The sequence below is a fragment of the Mesorhizobium sp. M2A.F.Ca.ET.042.01.1.1 genome (genome assembly GCF_003997405.1).
Classification (GTDB): domain Bacteria; phylum Pseudomonadota; class Alphaproteobacteria; order Rhizobiales; family Rhizobiaceae; genus Mesorhizobium.
The window spans coordinates 1-14,857 of record NZ_RZRX01000160.1; the positions used below are offsets into that span (position 1 = coordinate 1).

The 14,857-nt window shown below is 64.9% G+C and carries 16 protein-coding genes; 6 read left to right on the top strand and 10 right to left on the bottom strand.

From position 1 onward, the window contains the following. From EOA23_RS22265 to EOA23_RS22275, 3 genes are all read right to left on the bottom strand, one after another. On the bottom strand, positions 1-223 hold a 223-nt coding region (locus tag EOA23_RS22265; RefSeq protein WP_281058761.1), incomplete at its 3' end, for a TCP-1/cpn60 chaperonin family protein. Between the two features lie 62 nt (positions 224-285). Then, the gene (groES, locus tag EOA23_RS22270; protein ID WP_073987612.1) at positions 286-582 is read right to left on the bottom strand and encodes a co-chaperone GroES; all 297 of its coding nucleotides are present in this window, start codon (positions 580-582) and stop codon (positions 286-288) included. 229 nt (positions 583-811) lie between these two features. Next, positions 812-1,612 carry a methyltransferase domain-containing protein gene (locus EOA23_RS22275; RefSeq protein WP_127305727.1) on the bottom strand — a complete coding sequence of 267 codons (801 nt, stop codon included), beginning with the start codon at positions 1,610-1,612 and terminating at the stop codon, positions 812-814. On the opposite strand from EOA23_RS22275, the gene EOA23_RS22280 reads away from it, so the two are divergent. Next, positions 1,601-2,539 (top strand): hypothetical protein, encoded by a 939-nt coding sequence (locus EOA23_RS22280; protein ID WP_245474307.1) that lies wholly within the window; start codon positions 1,601-1,603, stop codon positions 2,537-2,539. The two genes, EOA23_RS22275 and EOA23_RS22280, sit on opposite strands and share 12 nt — an antisense overlap. Positions 2,540-2,550: 11 nt before the next feature. Here the strand turns inward: EOA23_RS22280 and EOA23_RS22285 are convergent, their stop codons facing one another. After that, a complete protein-coding gene (locus EOA23_RS22285; RefSeq protein WP_127305728.1) occupies positions 2,551-3,177 on the bottom strand; it encodes a TetR/AcrR family transcriptional regulator in 627 nt (208 codons plus the stop codon). 121 nt (positions 3,178-3,298) lie between these two features. On the opposite strand from EOA23_RS22285, the gene EOA23_RS22290 reads away from it, so the two are divergent. The 4 genes from EOA23_RS22290 (at position 3,299) to EOA23_RS22305 (ending at position 8,170) form a co-directional block, all read left to right on the top strand. Beyond that, positions 3,299-4,483: an MFS transporter gene (locus EOA23_RS22290; protein ID WP_127305729.1), complete on the top strand. Its 1,185-nt coding sequence runs from the start codon at positions 3,299-3,301 to the stop codon at positions 4,481-4,483. A 15-nt stretch (positions 4,484-4,498) separates the two neighbouring features. Then, complete coding sequence (locus tag EOA23_RS22295) at positions 4,499-5,776, top strand: D-arabinono-1,4-lactone oxidase (protein WP_127305730.1); 1,278 nt, start codon at positions 4,499-4,501, stop codon at positions 5,774-5,776. Continuing rightward, positions 5,776-6,912 carry an alanine racemase gene (locus tag EOA23_RS22300; RefSeq protein WP_189341668.1) on the top strand — a complete coding sequence of 379 codons (1,137 nt, stop codon included), beginning with the start codon at positions 5,776-5,778 and terminating at the stop codon, positions 6,910-6,912. Before EOA23_RS22295 ends, EOA23_RS22300 begins: the two co-directional genes overlap by 1 nt. A 322-nt stretch (positions 6,913-7,234) precedes the next feature. Then, complete coding sequence (locus EOA23_RS22305) at positions 7,235-8,170, top strand: bifunctional helix-turn-helix transcriptional regulator/GNAT family N-acetyltransferase (protein ID WP_127305732.1); 936 nt, start codon at positions 7,235-7,237, stop codon at positions 8,168-8,170. 42 nt (positions 8,171-8,212) lie between these two features. Here EOA23_RS22305 and EOA23_RS22310 read toward each other — a convergent pair whose 3' ends face one another. The 6 genes from EOA23_RS22310 to EOA23_RS22335 are packed head-to-tail and all read right to left on the bottom strand — an operon-like array spanning position 8,213 to position 14,026. Further along, positions 8,213-9,148 carry a phosphatidate cytidylyltransferase gene (locus EOA23_RS22310; RefSeq protein WP_127305733.1) on the bottom strand — a complete coding sequence of 312 codons (936 nt, stop codon included), beginning with the start codon at positions 9,146-9,148 and terminating at the stop codon, positions 8,213-8,215. Then, positions 9,148-9,807, bottom strand: a complete 660-nt coding sequence (locus tag EOA23_RS22315; protein ID WP_127305734.1) for a lysophospholipid acyltransferase family protein — start codon at positions 9,805-9,807, stop codon at positions 9,148-9,150. Before EOA23_RS22315 ends, EOA23_RS22310 begins: the two co-directional genes overlap by 1 nt. Next, complete coding sequence (locus EOA23_RS22320) at positions 9,804-10,247, bottom strand: hypothetical protein (protein ID WP_126061341.1); 444 nt, start codon at positions 10,245-10,247, stop codon at positions 9,804-9,806. Before EOA23_RS22320 ends, EOA23_RS22315 begins: the two co-directional genes overlap by 4 nt. Then, positions 10,244-11,581, bottom strand: a complete 1,338-nt coding sequence (locus EOA23_RS22325; RefSeq protein WP_127305735.1) for a phosphatase PAP2/dual specificity phosphatase family protein — start codon at positions 11,579-11,581, stop codon at positions 10,244-10,246. Before EOA23_RS22325 ends, EOA23_RS22320 begins: the two co-directional genes overlap by 4 nt. A gap of 12 nt (positions 11,582-11,593) precedes the next feature. Then, a complete protein-coding gene (locus EOA23_RS22330; RefSeq protein ID WP_189341669.1) occupies positions 11,594-13,381 on the bottom strand; it encodes a bifunctional alpha/beta hydrolase/class I SAM-dependent methyltransferase in 1,788 nt (595 codons plus the stop codon). A 36-nt stretch (positions 13,382-13,417) separates the two neighbouring features. Beyond that, the gene (locus EOA23_RS22335; protein WP_127305737.1) at positions 13,418-14,026 is read right to left on the bottom strand and encodes a CDP-alcohol phosphatidyltransferase family protein; all 609 of its coding nucleotides are present in this window, start codon (positions 14,024-14,026) and stop codon (positions 13,418-13,420) included. 274 nt (positions 14,027-14,300) lie between these two features. On the opposite strand from EOA23_RS22335, the gene EOA23_RS22340 reads away from it, so the two are divergent. Then, the gene (locus EOA23_RS22340; RefSeq protein ID WP_112130300.1) at positions 14,301-14,780 is read left to right on the top strand and encodes a MarR family transcriptional regulator; all 480 of its coding nucleotides are present in this window, start codon (positions 14,301-14,303) and stop codon (positions 14,778-14,780) included. The last annotated feature ends 77 nt before the right edge of the window (positions 14,781-14,857 follow it).

Below are 14,857 nucleotides of genomic sequence, written 5' to 3' on the forward strand. Positions count from 1 at the left end.
GGACCATCTGGGCGCCCATGTTCTCGAACTTGTCCTCAAGCTCGATCTCCTTGGCGACGGTGACGCCGTCCTTGGTGATGCGCGGGGCGCCGAACGACTTGTCGATGACGACGTTGCGGCCCTTGGGGCCCAGCGTCACCTTCACCGCGTCGGCGAGGATGTTGACACCGCGCAGCATGCGCTCACGGGCGTCGCGGGAGAATTTTACGTCTTTTGCAGCCATGGTTAGCTCCTGACAGGGGCTCGGGAAGAGCCCGAAAACTCAGTTGATGGAGAGGCCGAAATTCAGCCGATGATGCCCATAATGTCGGATTCCTTCATGATCAGAAGGTCTTCGCCATTGAGCTTGACTTCAGTGCCCGACCACTTGCCGAACAGGATGCGGTCGCCGGCCTTGACGTCCAGGGGCACCAGCTTGCCGTTTTCGTCGCGAGCGCCGGAGCCGACGGCGATGATCTCGCCTTCCTGCGGCTTCTCCTTAGCCGTGTCCGGGATGATGATCCCGCCGGCGGTCTTGGATTCGGATTCGACCCGGCGAACGACCACGCGGTCATGAAGCGGGCGGAACTTGGACTTTGCCATGTTGTCTTCCTCGAGTGAGAACGGTGAGAACTGTTCCTCCATCCGGCGAGGCCGCCGGATATGAGTTAGCACTCACCAAAGGCGAGTGCTAACGTGGCGCTGAGATAGGCCGGCGCCTTGCCAGAGTCAAGGCGCGCGAAAGGGGCAAGCGGCGCGAAATTTTTCTCAGGCGAAACGTCACCATGAAAAGCGCCTGCCGTCGCGGGAGACTGACGAGCAATCCCGCCCGTCAGTCTCGGCGCTTCGGCGCTCGCAGCACCAGCAGCGGGCAGCGTTCGGCGAGCCCGTATGTGCCGGTCGGGGCAACGTTGACGTCGTCGAAAAATACCTTGGCTTCCTCGACAAGCGCGCTTACCGGCGCGAAATTGTAGATGACCGATGAGTTCCGGTAGACGTCGATGGTTCCGATGACCGGCAACTCCCACCCCGTGCGTGTCGAAAGTTCGTTGCGGTCGGGAAACATCGCTTCGAATTGCTCGAGAATTCCCGTCACCGGTATGACGTAGTCCGGCGCGCCGGCGACCGCGGTCATGGCCACCCGCCATTTGAGGTCGTGAAAGGTCGAGACGCCGCCGGCCAACGCCAGGGCGCGGACATCCTGCGGATCGTCGCGTGTCTCGGGGGAGGCGTACAGCCTGATGCCGGCGCGGCCACTTGCCTTCAACACACGCGCGATCGACGCGAACAGTCTGCGCCTGAGGTCGGCGGCGCCGATGACCGAGAGGCATCCGTCGCCGATCAGTGCCTCGACGCTTGCATCGCCGAACGGGAGATCGAACCAGTCGCCTTGCACCGCCTTGCGCGTGTCGGTGTCGCCCGGCCAGATGCCGGCGATCATATCGGCGGACTCGTCGACCGCCGTCATGGCGGCGCCAAGCCCGGCGAGTTCCGGCGTCACGCCGAGCATTACGACATGCGAGCGGCCAAGCCCGAGCTCGCGGTCATAGGCCCGGACGACTTCCGGCGGCGGCCTGAGCGGCGACCCCAGCAACTGCCAATGCCTGCGAATTGCATTCCAATGCTCTGTCATCCACAAACCCGCCCCGTACCACACTGTGTTAGAACGCATAATCGAGGACGCTTAAGAAACCAAGCCGGGGGGCGGATGGCACGTATTACAGTTATCACGCATGAGTTTGACGGCTTTGAACGCCGTCGCGGGCCGTTGCTGCGTCGCGGCAGCCCCTACATGCTCTTCGATCTCCTGGAGGAGTTGAAACGCCGGGGACATTGCGTGCGCATTATTGCGGGCACGTCGGCCAGGCCGGAGGCGGATATCGCGATACTCCATGTCGACGCGACCGTGACGCCATCCGAATATGTCGAATACGCGCGCACTTATCCCTTCTGCCTCAACATCGGCGCCGCCGATATCTCGAAGCATCGCATCAGCGGCGCGGTAATTGACAAGGACCACGGCTGGCGAGGCCCAGTCATCGTCAAGAGCAGCCTCAATAATCTGGGAACGCGGGAGCAGACGCTCAATCGGCGATCGCGGCGCGCCGGCAGGCCGGAGCCGTTTCCCGATGCCAGGCTGCTCGATCGCTACCGCATCCACGGCTCGCTTGCGGAAGTTCCCCCGGCGGTGTTCGACCGCAAGGATCTCGTGGTGGAAAAGTTTGTTCCCGAGCCCGAGCCCGACGGCTTTGGCGCTCGCTTCTGGCTGTTTTGCGGAGAACGCGAGCGTTGTACCCGACATGTCTCTCCGCAGAACCTGGTTAAAGGCGAAGATACGATCCGACGAGAGCCGGTTCCGGTTCCCGACGAGCTTCGCGCGCTACGACGCGATCTCGGCTTCGACTACGGCAAGTTCGATTTCGTCATGCATGAAGGCAAGGCCGTTCTGCTCGACGCCAACAAGACGCCCGGTCGCGTCCGCAACCTGTCCGCCTTCCTCGCCGCCGGCAATTCAAATCTCGCCGACGGCTTCGAAGGGCTGATTCGTCAGCACGTCTAGGTGGAAGGGCTCTACAAAAACAGCCGCAACTGCGTGTGGATGATCGAGCGATAGTCGTCGATCGTGCGCCGGCCTTCTGCCTCGCCCTGTGTCAGCGCCAGCCGCACGACGCCGCCGGCAAGCTGGAAGATCAGGAACACGAGCCGCGCGAATGCCTCGCGCTGATCCGCTTGAAGCATGGGCGCGACATGGTCGCAGAATATCTTCGCCTGGTGTCTCGTCTCGGCAATGTCGAGATGCTGCAGCGCCTTGTCGGCCTGGATGGCGTTCTGCAGGTCCTGGATCGCCGGGTCAGCCGCGACACGGGTATAATAGTCGTCGAGCATGCGATCGGCCGCCGCCGTCACGTCGTCCAACCCGTTTATCCCGGCGATGATCGCGCCGAAGCGCGCCCGGCTTTCCTCGGCAAACCGTTCGTAGAGCATCGCCAGGATCGCCGACTTCGACGGAAAGTAGTGATAGACGGTCGCGATCGGCCCGCCGGCCAGCGCGCCAACCTCCTTCATTGTCACCGCGTCGATGCCCTTTTCACCGATCAGCCGCATGGTCGTGGCGAGGATCGCGTCGATGCGCTCGCGGCTGCGCTCCTGCTTCGGCCTGCGCCTGGGTTCCGTCGCCGTTCGCTTTGCATCCGTCATGGCCCGCATCTTTCCCGGAAAAGTGCGAATTCGCGGTTGACAAGAAACATGATCAAGTATCAGTTTCATTAAATGCTGACAACTTGTCAGTTTTTCGACTGGGCTGCAAGGGAGGCATCTCGTGACTGCATCGCAAGCCGCGCAGGCGGAAGAGGGCGATTGGCTTGTCGGCAATCCGACGGGATCGCAGCTTGCCTCCGCGCTGTGGATCGGCTCGGTCGGCCTTCTCATCCTTGGCCTTCAGCCGGTGCTGCTCGGCGCGCTCTATGCCGAAGGCCATGTCACCGGCGACGAGCTGGCGCTGGTCGCCACCGCCGAGATGATCGCGATAGGCATTGGGTCGGCGATCGTAGCCATGTTGCTGCCTGCCAGGAACATGCGCTGGAAGAGCGCGCTGCTGCTCGTCCTGCTCGCGCTCGCCAATTTCTGGACCGCTTATGCCGGCAGCCCCAATGCGCTGATCGGCGCGCGCATACTGGCTGGCCTTGCGGAAGGCGGGCTGGTCGCCGTCGCCACCGAATTGATCGCCCGCTCGCGCCGGGCAGAGCGCATCGGCGGCTATTTCGTCACGCTGCAGACTTTGGCGCAATGCGCGCTGGCGCTGATCCTGGCGCTCTATGCCGTGCCCGCCGCCGGCTCGGCCGGCGGCTTCATCGCGCTCGGCATCGTCTGCCTCTCGTCACTGGTCGTCGCCTGGATCGTGCCGGACGATTATGCCGATCTGCCCAAGGAAGAGCAGTTCGGCAATGTGGCGACAGCGCCGGCGATCACCGCGCTGCTCTCGATCTTCTGCTATTTCATGTTCTTCGGCGCCGTCTGGGCGTTTCTGGAGCCCATCGGCGCGCAGTTCGGCATCGACGGCCGCACCGTCGGCCTGATGGTATCGGCAAGCCTTGCCGCGCAGGTGATCGGCGCCATGACCGCGACGGTCTTCGAGGCGCGCATCGACTACCGTTTTGCCATCACGATCATCGGGGTCGTCGCGGCGATCAGCTCGGTGCTGCTTGCGTCCGGCCCGGGTCTTTCAGTCTTCTGGGCGGTTGCGCTGGTGATGGGCTTCATCCTGCTCTTTATCGTGCCCTATCAGATCCGCATGGCAATCACCGCCGACGAGACGCGAACGGCAGTGCTTCTGGTTCCGGCCGCGCAGCTCTTCGGTCTTGCCGTCGGCCCGATCGCCGCCTCGCTTTTGATCGATGCCGGGAATTTCCGCCCGGTGCCCGAATTCGCCGCGGCGACTGCTTTGGCCAGCGTGGTGCTGCTCGGCGTCTTCGTGCTGGTCGCCCGGCGGCACGGTCGGGCCTGAGCGGGGACAGTTAAAATGGCAAACGCCTGGAGCAACTGGTCTGGTTTCGTCACGGCTTCCCCGAAATCGATCGCGACGCCGGCCGACGCCGGCGAGCTCGCCGACCTGGTGCGCTCCGCGCCCGGTCCGCTGCGCGTCGCCGGCGCCGGCCACTCCTTCACGCCGCTGGTGCAATCCGACGGCACCATCGTCTCGCTTGAGAAGATCGAAGGGCTGGTCTCGCACGAACCGGCGGCCAACAGGGCGCGGGTAGGGGCGGGCACGCGGCTCGGCGCACTGATGCATATCCTGCAAGGCATCGGCCAGGGCCTGCCCAACATGGGCGACATCGACAAGCAGGCGATTGGCGGCGCGCTGGGCACGGCGACGCATGGCTCCGGCCCGACGCTCGGCGCCTATCACACTCAGCTCGAGGCGGTGCAGCTCGTCGATGGGCGGGGCAAGCTGCGCGAATACGGCCGGGCCGACGACCAGGACATGATCCACGCCACCGGTGTCGCGCTTGGCGCCTTCGGGATCCTCACCGAAGTGACGATGAACAACATCGCGGCCTACCGCCTGCGGCGCCGCAAATGGGTGCTGCCGATTGGCGACATGCTGCGCGATTTCGAAAAGATGATGGCCGCGCATCGTTCGGCCGAATTCTACTACATCCCGTTTTCCGGCTATGCGCAGTTCATTGCCAGCGACCTGAGCGATGCCCAGCCGACGCTGCGGCCGACCGAGGACGACGAGGGGGGCCTGGCGACATTGCGCAAGGTGCGAACCGTGCTGCGCCGGCTGCCATCGCTGCGCCGCGCGCTGATCAAAGGCGCGGTGAAGAAGGTGCCCTCCGAGGATTATGTGCAAGACTGGCTCAACGTCTATGTCAGCGACCGTCGAACCAAATTCAACGAGATGGAATACCACCTGCCATTCGAGGAAGGCCCCAAGGCGTTGGCCGAAATCATCGCGCTGACGGAGAAGCACTTTCCGGAAGTTTATTTCCCGATGGAGGTGCGTTCGGTGGCGCCGGACGAATTCTGGCTTTCGCCCTTCCACAGGCGGCTGACCTGCTCGATCGCCATCCACCATGACGCGGCCAATGACCCGCTGCCCTTCATGCGCGCCGCCGAGCCCATCTTCCGCAAATATGGCGGCAGGCCGCATTGGGGCAAGATGCACAGCCTGAAGGCGGCGGACTTCAAGGAGCTTTATCCGCGCTGGAACGACGCGCTTGCCGTGCGCCGCGACATCGATCCCGACAACCGTTTCGTGTCGCCCTATATGGCCGGCCTGTTCGGCATCGAATGATGAGCGCCTATTTCGCTGCCCTGTCCGAGGCGTTGAAGGCAGCCGAGATTTTCCGGCCCTGCCTGGTGCTCGACCGCGACCGGCTGGACGGCAACATCGCGCTGGTGAAGGAGCGGCTGGCGCCCGGCCTTGCCGTTCGGCTGGTCGACAAGTCGCTGCCCTGCATGCCGCTGCTGTCGCATATCGCGCGAGCCCTCGAAACCAATCGCTTCATGACCTTCCATCCGCCGGTGACGCAGGCCGTGCTCGACTCCTTTCCCGAGGGCGATCTGCTCTACGGCAAGCCGATGCCGGTGGGCGCCGCCAGGGCCGCGCTGACAAGAGGCGGCTCCGGCTGGTGGTCACGCGTCTGCTGGCTGATCGACACGCCGGAGCGGCTGGCCGATTACGGCGCCATGGCCGCCGGGCTCGACACCGAATTGCGCTTCGCCTTTGAGGTCGATGTCGGCCTGCATCGCGGCGGATTTCGTGATCCCGCCGAGATCAAGGCGCTGACGGTGCCGGAGCGCCTGCATTGCCAAGGCATCATGGCCTATGAAGCGCATGCGCCGGAGATACCGGGCCTCTTCGGCGGCGCGGCCAGGGCGCTGAAGCAGGCTTCGGCAAAGGCGGCGGAGTTCGCCGCCGCCCTCGATCCGGACCGGCGCCGCATCCTGAATATCGGCGGCTCGAAGACGGCACTGCTGCATGGCGGCGGCGTCGCCAACGAAGTGTCGATCGGCTCGGCCTTCGTGCTGCCGAGCGACTTCGACACCCCTGGCCTCGACGGCCTCCAGCCGGCCGCCTTCATCGCCACGCCGATCCTCAAAGCGCTCGATCCGATGCTGCCCGGTCCGCCGTCGGTTTCCAGGGCGCTACAGGCGCTCGGTCTTTTCCCGCGCAAGGGCTGCTATCTCTATGGCGGCAAGTGGATGGCCGAACCGGTGTTCCCCGAAGGCATGAAGCCGAACGGCCTGATCGGGCTATCGTCCAATCAGCAGTTCATGGGCCTGCCGGCAGGCGCGGGTGTGAAGCCCGGCGACTACGCCTTCCTGTGGCCGACGCAGAGCGAGGCGGTGCTGCAGCATTTCGGGGCGATCGCGGTTTTTGCCGGCGGGCGGATCGGCGAGTTCTGGCCGGTGCTGCCGACGGGGTGAGGCGTTTCAACCGGTGGCGATTAGCGCCGGCCCCCGCGATGTCGTCATTCCAGGGCGGAGCGACGCGAAGCGGAGCGCAGACCCTGGAATCCATGCCATTTCGCCCGCGGTGCAGAAGAAGGTACCCCCCTATGCTGGCGTTTCGCCATCAGGCCTGCACCGTCGCGGCGCCCGGAGGTCACGGAATGGATTCCGGGGTCTGCGCGCGTCGCTTCGCTCCTTGCTCCGCCCTGGAATGACGAAGTCGTGTAGCGTCTCGCTTGCTGTATTTATTGACTCAGTCAACTAAATGGTTGATCCTGTCGAGAGCAGGAGGAACCCGATGACCATCCACGACCACCCCGGCAAGGAGCGCATCGATACGGTGCGCGCCTTCAACCGCTTCTACACCCGCCAGATCGGCCTGCTCGACGAGGGCCTCCTGAAGAGCCCGTTCTCGCTGACCGAGGCGCGGGTGCTCTATGAGCTTGCTCATCGCGACGGGTTGGTCGCCAGCGATCTGGTGCGCGACCTTGGCCTCGACCCCGGCTATGTCAGCCGCCTCTTGAAGAAATTCGAGGAGCGTGGCCTGGTCGAGCGCGAAGCCAGCGAGGTGGACGCGCGCCGATCATCGATCGCGCTGACGCCGGCGGGCAGGCAAGCCTTCGCGCCGCTCAACCAGGATTCGCATGACCAGGTGCGCGCGCTGCTCGACCGCTTGCCGCCCGCCGACCAGGAGCGGCTGGTCAAGGCCATGCGAACCGTCCAGGATCTGCTCGGCGACCGCCCCGAACCCGATGTGCCCTACATCCTGCGGCCGCTCCAGGTCGGCGACATCGGCTGGGTCACGCGCCGTCAGGGCATGCTCTACACCGAGGAGTATGGCTGGGACGGAACCTATGAGGCGCTGGTCGCCGAGATCCTCGCCGAATTCGTCAAGAAATTCGACGCGCAATGGGAGCGCGCCTGGATCGCGGAGCGCGAAGGCGAGGTGGTCGGCTCGGTCTTCGTCGTGCGCAAGTCGTCCGAGGTGGCGAAGCTGAGGCTGCTCTATGTCGAGCCGTCGGCGCGCGGCCTGGGCATCGGCCGGCGGCTGGTCGACGAGTGCATCGCCTTCGCCCGCGCCAAGGGCTACAACACGCTGACGCTTTGGACCAACGACATACTGGGGTCGGCTCGCCGCATCTACCAGGCCGCGGGCTTCAAGCTGGTCGGCGAGGAGCGCCATCATTCCTTCGGCAAGGACTTGGTCGGGCAGACGTGGGATTTGGAGCTGTAGCGCTTCCCTTCTCGGATGCCCAAGCGGCTTTAACTGGCTTGTTCAGACCGTCCAGAAATAGCGCACGATGTGGAAGAAGATCGGCGCGGCGAAGACCAGGCTGTCAGTGCGGTCGAGCATACCGCCATGGCCTTCGATCAGATGGCCCCAGTCCTTGACGCCCTGGTCGCGCTTGATCGCCGAGGCGACGAGGCCGCCGAGAAATCCCATCGTGCAGGCGACGAAGGCGACGGCCGAGGCCTGCAGCGGCGAGAAGGGCGTGATGAAGGCGAGCAGCGCGCCAAGCAGGCTCGACACGACCAACCCGCCGATCAGGCCCTCCCAAGTTTTCGACGGCGAGACGTTCGGCGAAAAGCGGTGTTTTCCGAACAGTTTGCCGAAGATGTATTGCAGGACGTCGCTGCCCTGCACGACGATGATCAGGAAGGCGATGAGCAGAAGGTTGCGGTCTTCGAAACCAGACACGTTGAGCGTCAGCAAAGCGGGCACGTGGCTGACGCAATAGACCGAGATCATGATCGCCCATTGCTGCGCCGAGACACGCTCCAGAAAACGTTCCGTGTCGCCGTGCAGCGCCGTGATCGCCGGCATCAGCAGGAAGCAGTAGACCGGGATGAAGATGACGAAGAGGCCGTACCAGGCGGTCCACACCAGCCAGTACTGGAAGGGGATGACGATGCCGAACATGCCGAGCAGCACCCAATGGTCGCTGCGCCGGCTGTGCGTCAGCGTCACGAATTCGCGCAGCGCCGCGAACGAGATCAGCGCGAACAGGATGGTCATGCCGTAACGGCCGAAGAAGAAGGCGACCGTCATCAGCGCCACCATCACCCACCAGGCGTTGATGCGCTGCGTGAGGTTGACCAGCGTTGCGCTCAACGGCTTCGGCGCGCGCATCGAGAGGATGCCGGCGGTGACGCTGGCGGTGCTCAGCACCACGAAAAGGCCGATGATGAGAATGCTGATTTCGTGGCGCATCAATCGTCTCGGTCGGGGCGCGGATTGAGCGCCAGAAGCTCGGCGCGGGCGCGCTGCAGGAAGGCGCGCCGCTCTTCGCCCGGCCCCACAACGACGGGCGCGCCGAAGACGACGCGGCAAAGCAGCGGCACAGGCAGGAACTGGCCCTTGGGCAGCACGCGCGACATGTTCTCGATCCAGCAGGGGATCAGCTCGACATCCGGCCGCGCCATTGACAGATTGTAGAGGCCGGAACGAAAAGGCAGCAGCTCGTCGCTGGTATTGCGGGTGCCCTCGGGGAAGATGATCAGCGAATGGCCCTGGTCTAGCACGGAAAGCATGATCGAGATCGGATGCTCCGCCTCGTTCGTCCATTGCCGGCTGATCAGCACGGAGGACAGCATGTCCTCGGCAATGAAGCGGCGGAGCCGCGACTTGCCCCAATATTCGGCCGCGGCGATGGCGTGCGTCTTGGCGCGCTCCGTCTCGCTGAGGCAGGCCGACAGAAGGATGAAATCGCCGTGGCTGGTGTGGTTGGCGAAATAGATGCGCTGCCGGTCCGACGGCTCGCTGCCGCTCCAGATCGGCCGCACGCCGGTGACCGCCCAGGCCATCGCCGAAAGGCCGACGGAGGTTACGGTCTGCAACAGCGTGTAGGTGCGCAGCGAAAGCTTGCTCATCCGGGCATCCAGAATCCGGCGGTGAGGAACGCGACGACGAAGACCGCGAAGGCGATCCGCTGCCTGGCCAGCAGGCGGCGTGTTCCGGCGATGCGCTGGTCGAGCGGGCGGGGCATGGCCGGGGCCGGCTTCAACCGCATGCGCGCCAGCATGTCATCGACAGCGGCGCCTCCTGATATCTCGTCGCCATGCGTCGCCATCAGCCGGAACAGCAGCGCATCGAAGGCAAGAAGCGCCGAGAGCCCGAGCACCATCACCGCGCTCGCCGCCGCGACGAGCAACGCCAGTACCGCAAGCGGCGCATGGAGCGCGCCGCGCGCCGAGGCGACCAGCGGGGCGATGCTGTCGCCGGCGATCACGATCACGGCCGGCCATGCCGCCTGCTTGACCAGCATGGCGGCGAAGGCGGCAGCCTTGCGCTGATAGGCGTCATCGTTCATGCCGGCTCGTCCAGTCCGAGCTGAAGATGCACCGGCCGGCCGGAAGCGGCGAGCTGCTTGCGCGCCTGCGCCGGCGTGTGCGAGCGGCCGCTGGCAACCAGCCAGCGGGCGACGACCGTGGCGCTGCGCTGGAAGCCGAGCGCGCAGCAGACCAGCACAGTGCCCTGCCGGCGCGCCGGCTCAACCGCCGCGACCGCCTCGTCGAGCGTGCCTACGGGCGGCGGCAGGAGATCGAGCATGGGAAAGCTGATCCAGCGGCCCGGCGCGTCACCTGGCCGCTCCAGCTCGGCGGCAAGATCAATCACCGTGCCGAAGCCGTGTGCTTCGGCAGCGTCGGGAAAGCGCCCGAGAAAGACACCGTCGGTGACGGCAACCACCGGCGGCAGCTTGCGCGTCCAGGCCCAGACATTGATCCTGGCGCCCAGCCGGTATGGCCAGAGCAGGACGCGGCTTGCCAGCGACACGCGGCCGTCCGCCGCCTTCTGGAACACTTTTGGCCCGGCCCCGGCATAGCCGAAAGCGACGATGGCCAGCGCAAGTGCCGGCCACAAAAGGATAAGCGCGAGCGCCGAGAAGAAGGCGCCGATGGCTGCACCGGCGAGCGCCAGAACCGCGCCCAGCGCGTAGTAGAGCGAAAGGCGCCGTGCTTTGCCGTCAGCAGTCAGAAGGAAGCCGGCGAAGGGCAACTCGCCTGTGGCCGGAAACAGCCACAGCGCGAAGAAGCCGAGCAGCGCGCCGGTCGGGATGTCGACGAAATGGTGCTGCCAGGTTGTCAGCACCGAAGCGCCGATCAGGAAGCACCAAAAATGCCAGAGCGTGAGCAGGGGGCCGGAAAGACGCTGGCGCCAATGATCCCAGATGATCGCCAGCAATGCGATATGCAGGGACGGCGCCTGGTTGAACGGCTTGTCGAAGCCGCCGAGCACGGCAAACATGAAGCCGGGCAGGCCGGTCGTTGCCGGCCGCGCGAAGGTGGCGGTCAGGGGAAACAGGATGAAGCAGGAGACGGCGACGACCTGCGCCGTGAGGTAGCGGCCGGCCAGCCGGTTCACACGTTGCGTGCTGTCGTTGAGCAGCAGCGACAGGGCGTAGAACAGGTTGATCGACCAGTAAGGCACGATTGTCCAGGCAAGGAACGGGACGTGGTGTTCCCACGAGAACACGATGCTGCCGACATATGGACGGTTCGAGGCCAGCCAGTTGGCGAAGCCATAGGTCGAATAGAAGAATGGCGCGAGAAACGCGAGCCACAGCGCCGCCCGAAGGACGACACGTCCGTAGGGTTCGGCGGCTGCGGTGGCTGAAAGTGGCGGGGGCTCGGCGCTGGCGGGCATGCGTGGGCGGTCCTAAACCCGCCTTGCCAGCGAGACGGTGAAGATACCCCATTGGTCGATGCGCTGGTCGAGCTTCTCGAAGCCGGCGGCTTCGACCAGCTGATCCATCTCGGCTTGCGTGCGCCGACGCATGACCCAGGCCTGGCCGCCGCGATGCGAAGTCAGGCTGCGCGCGATCATTTCGAGCTGCGGATGCCAGGGCTGGTTGGTGTAGATCAGCAGGCTGCCCGGCTGCATGGCGCGGGCCAGGCCGCCGAGCGAGCGGGCGATCGACGCGTTGTCCGAGAAGAGCTCGTAAAGGCCGGAGACGATCGCGAGGTCCGGCGCTGGGTTCAGCGCGGCCAGCCCGTCGCCGTCGAAGGCATCGGCGCGGCGGAACGAGACGCTGGCCGGCAATTGCCGATCGGCGATCAGCTTGCGGCCGAGCTCGACATTGATGTCGGAATAGTCCTGCAGCCGCACGCTGGCCGGCTGTTCGGCGCTCTTGCCGATCGCGTCGAGCACGTAGCGACCGTGCCCGGCGGCTATGTCGATTATGTGGCCGGGACGTCCGGCCGCTTTCAGCGTTGCCAGCGCCGAACCGATCAGCTCCTCGAGGTTGAGCTTGCGCTGGCGGATGCCGCGCCAGCCGATGGCGTCCAGAAAGGTCCGATCGACCATGCGGCCGATAGGTCCGAGGCCACGCGCCTCGTTCTCATAAACATAGTCCAGCGTCGAGCCGGAATCGAAGCCGGTGCCGACGCCGATCTTCATGCCGCGCGAGAACCAGCTGCCGATGCGGATGAAGGCGCGGCTCATGGCCCAATAAAGGCCCCTGAGCGACAGGAGATCCAGCGGCGAGGCGAGCCTGTCGGCCTCGTCGCGCGTGTAGCCGGTGATGTCCGCCTGCTTCAGGTCGACGGGTTCGGCCGGCGAAGCAAATTGCCCTTCGATGAACGGCCGGATAAGGGCGAGCGCCTTGGCGCGGTCGCGCTCGCCGAGCGTATCGTGGAAGAAGCCCGGCAGCACATGCCGCTCCTTCACGCGGCTACCGAGATTGACGAAGAACTCGTGCTGCGGGCCGTGTCGCACCACCCAATCGCTGCCGGACAAAAGAAGCTGCGTCGGCATGGTGATGGCGCGGGCGTCGGAGACGATGCGCGCCGCATGCTGGTAGAGCTCGACCAGGATGTTGGAAGCGATCGGCCTGGTGATCAGCGGGTCGTTCTCGAAGGAGGCGATGCGCACCGGGTCATGGGTGAGCAGGCTCGCCTTGACATAGGAATTGACGAAGAAGCGCCCCTTGATCCTCTGCCATAGCGCGATGCCTTCCTTGGCGAAGGGCACGTAGAGCTTGACCGAGAAAGCCGGCGAGGCCAGCACCATGGCGCGCAGTTGCGGCGCATAGTCATGCACCCAGGCGGCGGCGAGCACCGCGCCGAAGGATTGCGCGACGAGCGCGATATCCTGTGCGCCAAACCCGTCCTTGGCGGCGATCTCGCGCATGAAACAGTCGATATCGCGCACCAGCGCCGCGAAAGACGGCGCATAGCCGCGCTCGCCGGCGGAGCGGCCATTGCCGCGCGCATCCCAGGCATAGAAGGCGTAATCCGGCATTCGCAATTCATCGACCAGATGCGCCATGCGGCCGCCATGCTCGTGGCCGCGATGGAAGAGCACCACCGCACCTTTGGCCTCGGCCGATGCCGCCGGCCAGAAACGGTAGAAAATTTCCGTGCCGTCATGGCTTTGGAAGCTGCGTTCCTGCGCCTGCCGCGTAAGGCTTTCCGCCGGCGCGGCGGCGATCTGTTCGTGAAGCATGCTGTTTCCCTCGGACGGCATGGCGAGCCTCGATGCTTAGCCGGAGCTGCCAGTAAGACCGGCACGTATCCGGTTTATGGCGGTCAGCAGCGAAAGCGTAGCCATGGCCGGAAACACAAACGGCGCGATGGCCGCGGGCCACAGACCCAAGGCGCACAAGGCCGCGACCGCCCCGAGTCCAAGCGCCCGGTCGCTCTTGCCGAACGGGCCGGCATAGTTTCGTCCGATACCTGCGGGGATGCCGAGCACGCCAGCGAATTCTGCGAGCATGGCCGCCATGGCGAAGGCGACGACACCCCAGACACCGAACTGCGGAAAGGCGGCGAAGGGCAGGATCAGCGCCAAATCGGAAACGACATCGCAGATCTCGTTCAAATACATGCCCAGGGTAGAAGCCTGGCCGTGCTCCCGCGCCAGCATGCCGTCCATCGCGTTGAGTGCCATGCGCACGAACAGCACCAGGGGGATGAGCAGCACAAGCAGGCGCGAACCCGGCGCCGCCGCGATCGCCACGCCGGCCGCGATCGACAGGGTGGCCGCCAGCAGGGTGATGAAATTGGCTGTCACGCCCATTGCTGCCAGCCGGCTGACAAGCGGTCGCAGCCTGTCCTGGAAGGCCGGCTTCAGCGCATAGAGCGTCGGCATTGCGTGATCCCCCGATCCACGGTGCAGCTTTACCACGAGCGAGGCGAGCGGCGCTAGCGTGCGGCAGAAAACACAGTGAATTTTCAGACGGTTGACGCCTTGCTGTGAATGCATCGCCTGAAACCGCAGCTTCGGCCTCGGGTAGCCGTTCACCGATTGCCGAATTCACCGGGCGCTAACCATGAATGCACCAAATGCCTGCCATGACGATTTGCCGGCTTCTGGCGCAATGCTTCCCCTTGAATAATAAGCACGCTTATTATATGTATCGCTCATGGTTTCGGATGGCATCGACAGATTGGGATTTTTGATCCACGACGTTCAGCGCCTGATGCGCAAGCGCTTCGAGGCGCGCGCCAGCGGGTTGGGGCTTTCCTCGGCGCAATGGCGGTTGATGGTGCGCGTGGCCAAGGAAGAAGGCATCACACAGGCGCGGCTGGCCGAACTGCTCGAAATCGAGCCGATCAGCGTCTCTCGCCTCGTCGACCGCATGGAGGAGGGCGGCTGGATCGAGCGCCGCCAGGACGCCACCGACCGGCGCGTGCGCATGATCTTCCCGACCGAGAAGGCGAGCGCTGCCTACGCAGATGTCAAAAGCCTTGCCGGCGAGGTCTATGAGGAGTCGCTGACCGGCGTTTCGCCTGAAGATCGACGCATCCTGATCCGGGTGTTGGACACGATCGTGCAGAACCTGACGGACGGCGAGGCATCGTCCCTAGAAAAGATCAAGAGCAGGGAAGGGGCAGCGGCATGAGCGCAGCAGCCAAGCGGGAAGACGACAACGTCACCAAGCTGAACGCGCCGGCACAGCCGGTTGCTGAAGCGCCGGCG

Bases quoted from the DNA above. Each gene is read 5' to 3' on its own strand.
- groES (WP_073987612.1), bottom strand. From the start codon at position 582: ATGGCAAAGTCCAAGTTCCGCCCGCTTCATGACCGCGTGGTCGTTCGC.
- EOA23_RS22280 (WP_245474307.1), top strand. From the start codon at position 1,601: ATGCTCTGTCATCCACAAACCCGCCCCGTACCACACTGTGTTAGAACG.
- EOA23_RS22275 (WP_127305727.1), bottom strand. From the start codon at position 1,612: ATGACAGAGCATTGGAATGCAATTCGCAGGCATTGGCAGTTGCTGGGG.
- EOA23_RS22285 (WP_127305728.1), bottom strand. From the start codon at position 3,177: ATGACGGATGCAAAGCGAACGGCGACGGAACCCAGGCGCAGGCCGAAG.
- EOA23_RS22295 (WP_127305730.1), top strand. From the start codon at position 4,499: ATGGCAAACGCCTGGAGCAACTGGTCTGGTTTCGTCACGGCTTCCCCG.
- EOA23_RS22300 (WP_189341668.1), top strand. From the start codon at position 5,776: ATGAGCGCCTATTTCGCTGCCCTGTCCGAGGCGTTGAAGGCAGCCGAG.
- EOA23_RS22305 (WP_127305732.1), top strand. From the start codon at position 7,235: ATGACCATCCACGACCACCCCGGCAAGGAGCGCATCGATACGGTGCGC.
- EOA23_RS22310 (WP_127305733.1), bottom strand. From the start codon at position 9,148: ATGCGCCACGAAATCAGCATTCTCATCATCGGCCTTTTCGTGGTGCTG.
- EOA23_RS22315 (WP_127305734.1), bottom strand. From the start codon at position 9,807: ATGAGCAAGCTTTCGCTGCGCACCTACACGCTGTTGCAGACCGTAACC.
- EOA23_RS22320 (WP_126061341.1), bottom strand. From the start codon at position 10,247: ATGAACGATGACGCCTATCAGCGCAAGGCTGCCGCCTTCGCCGCCATG.
- EOA23_RS22325 (WP_127305735.1), bottom strand. From the start codon at position 11,581: ATGCCCGCCAGCGCCGAGCCCCCGCCACTTTCAGCCACCGCAGCCGCC.
- EOA23_RS22330 (WP_189341669.1), bottom strand. From the start codon at position 13,381: ATGCTTCACGAACAGATCGCCGCCGCGCCGGCGGAAAGCCTTACGCGG.
- EOA23_RS22335 (WP_127305737.1), bottom strand. From the start codon at position 14,026: ATGCCGACGCTCTATGCGCTGAAGCCGGCCTTCCAGGACAGGCTGCGA.
- EOA23_RS22340 (WP_112130300.1), top strand. From the start codon at position 14,301: ATGGTTTCGGATGGCATCGACAGATTGGGATTTTTGATCCACGACGTT.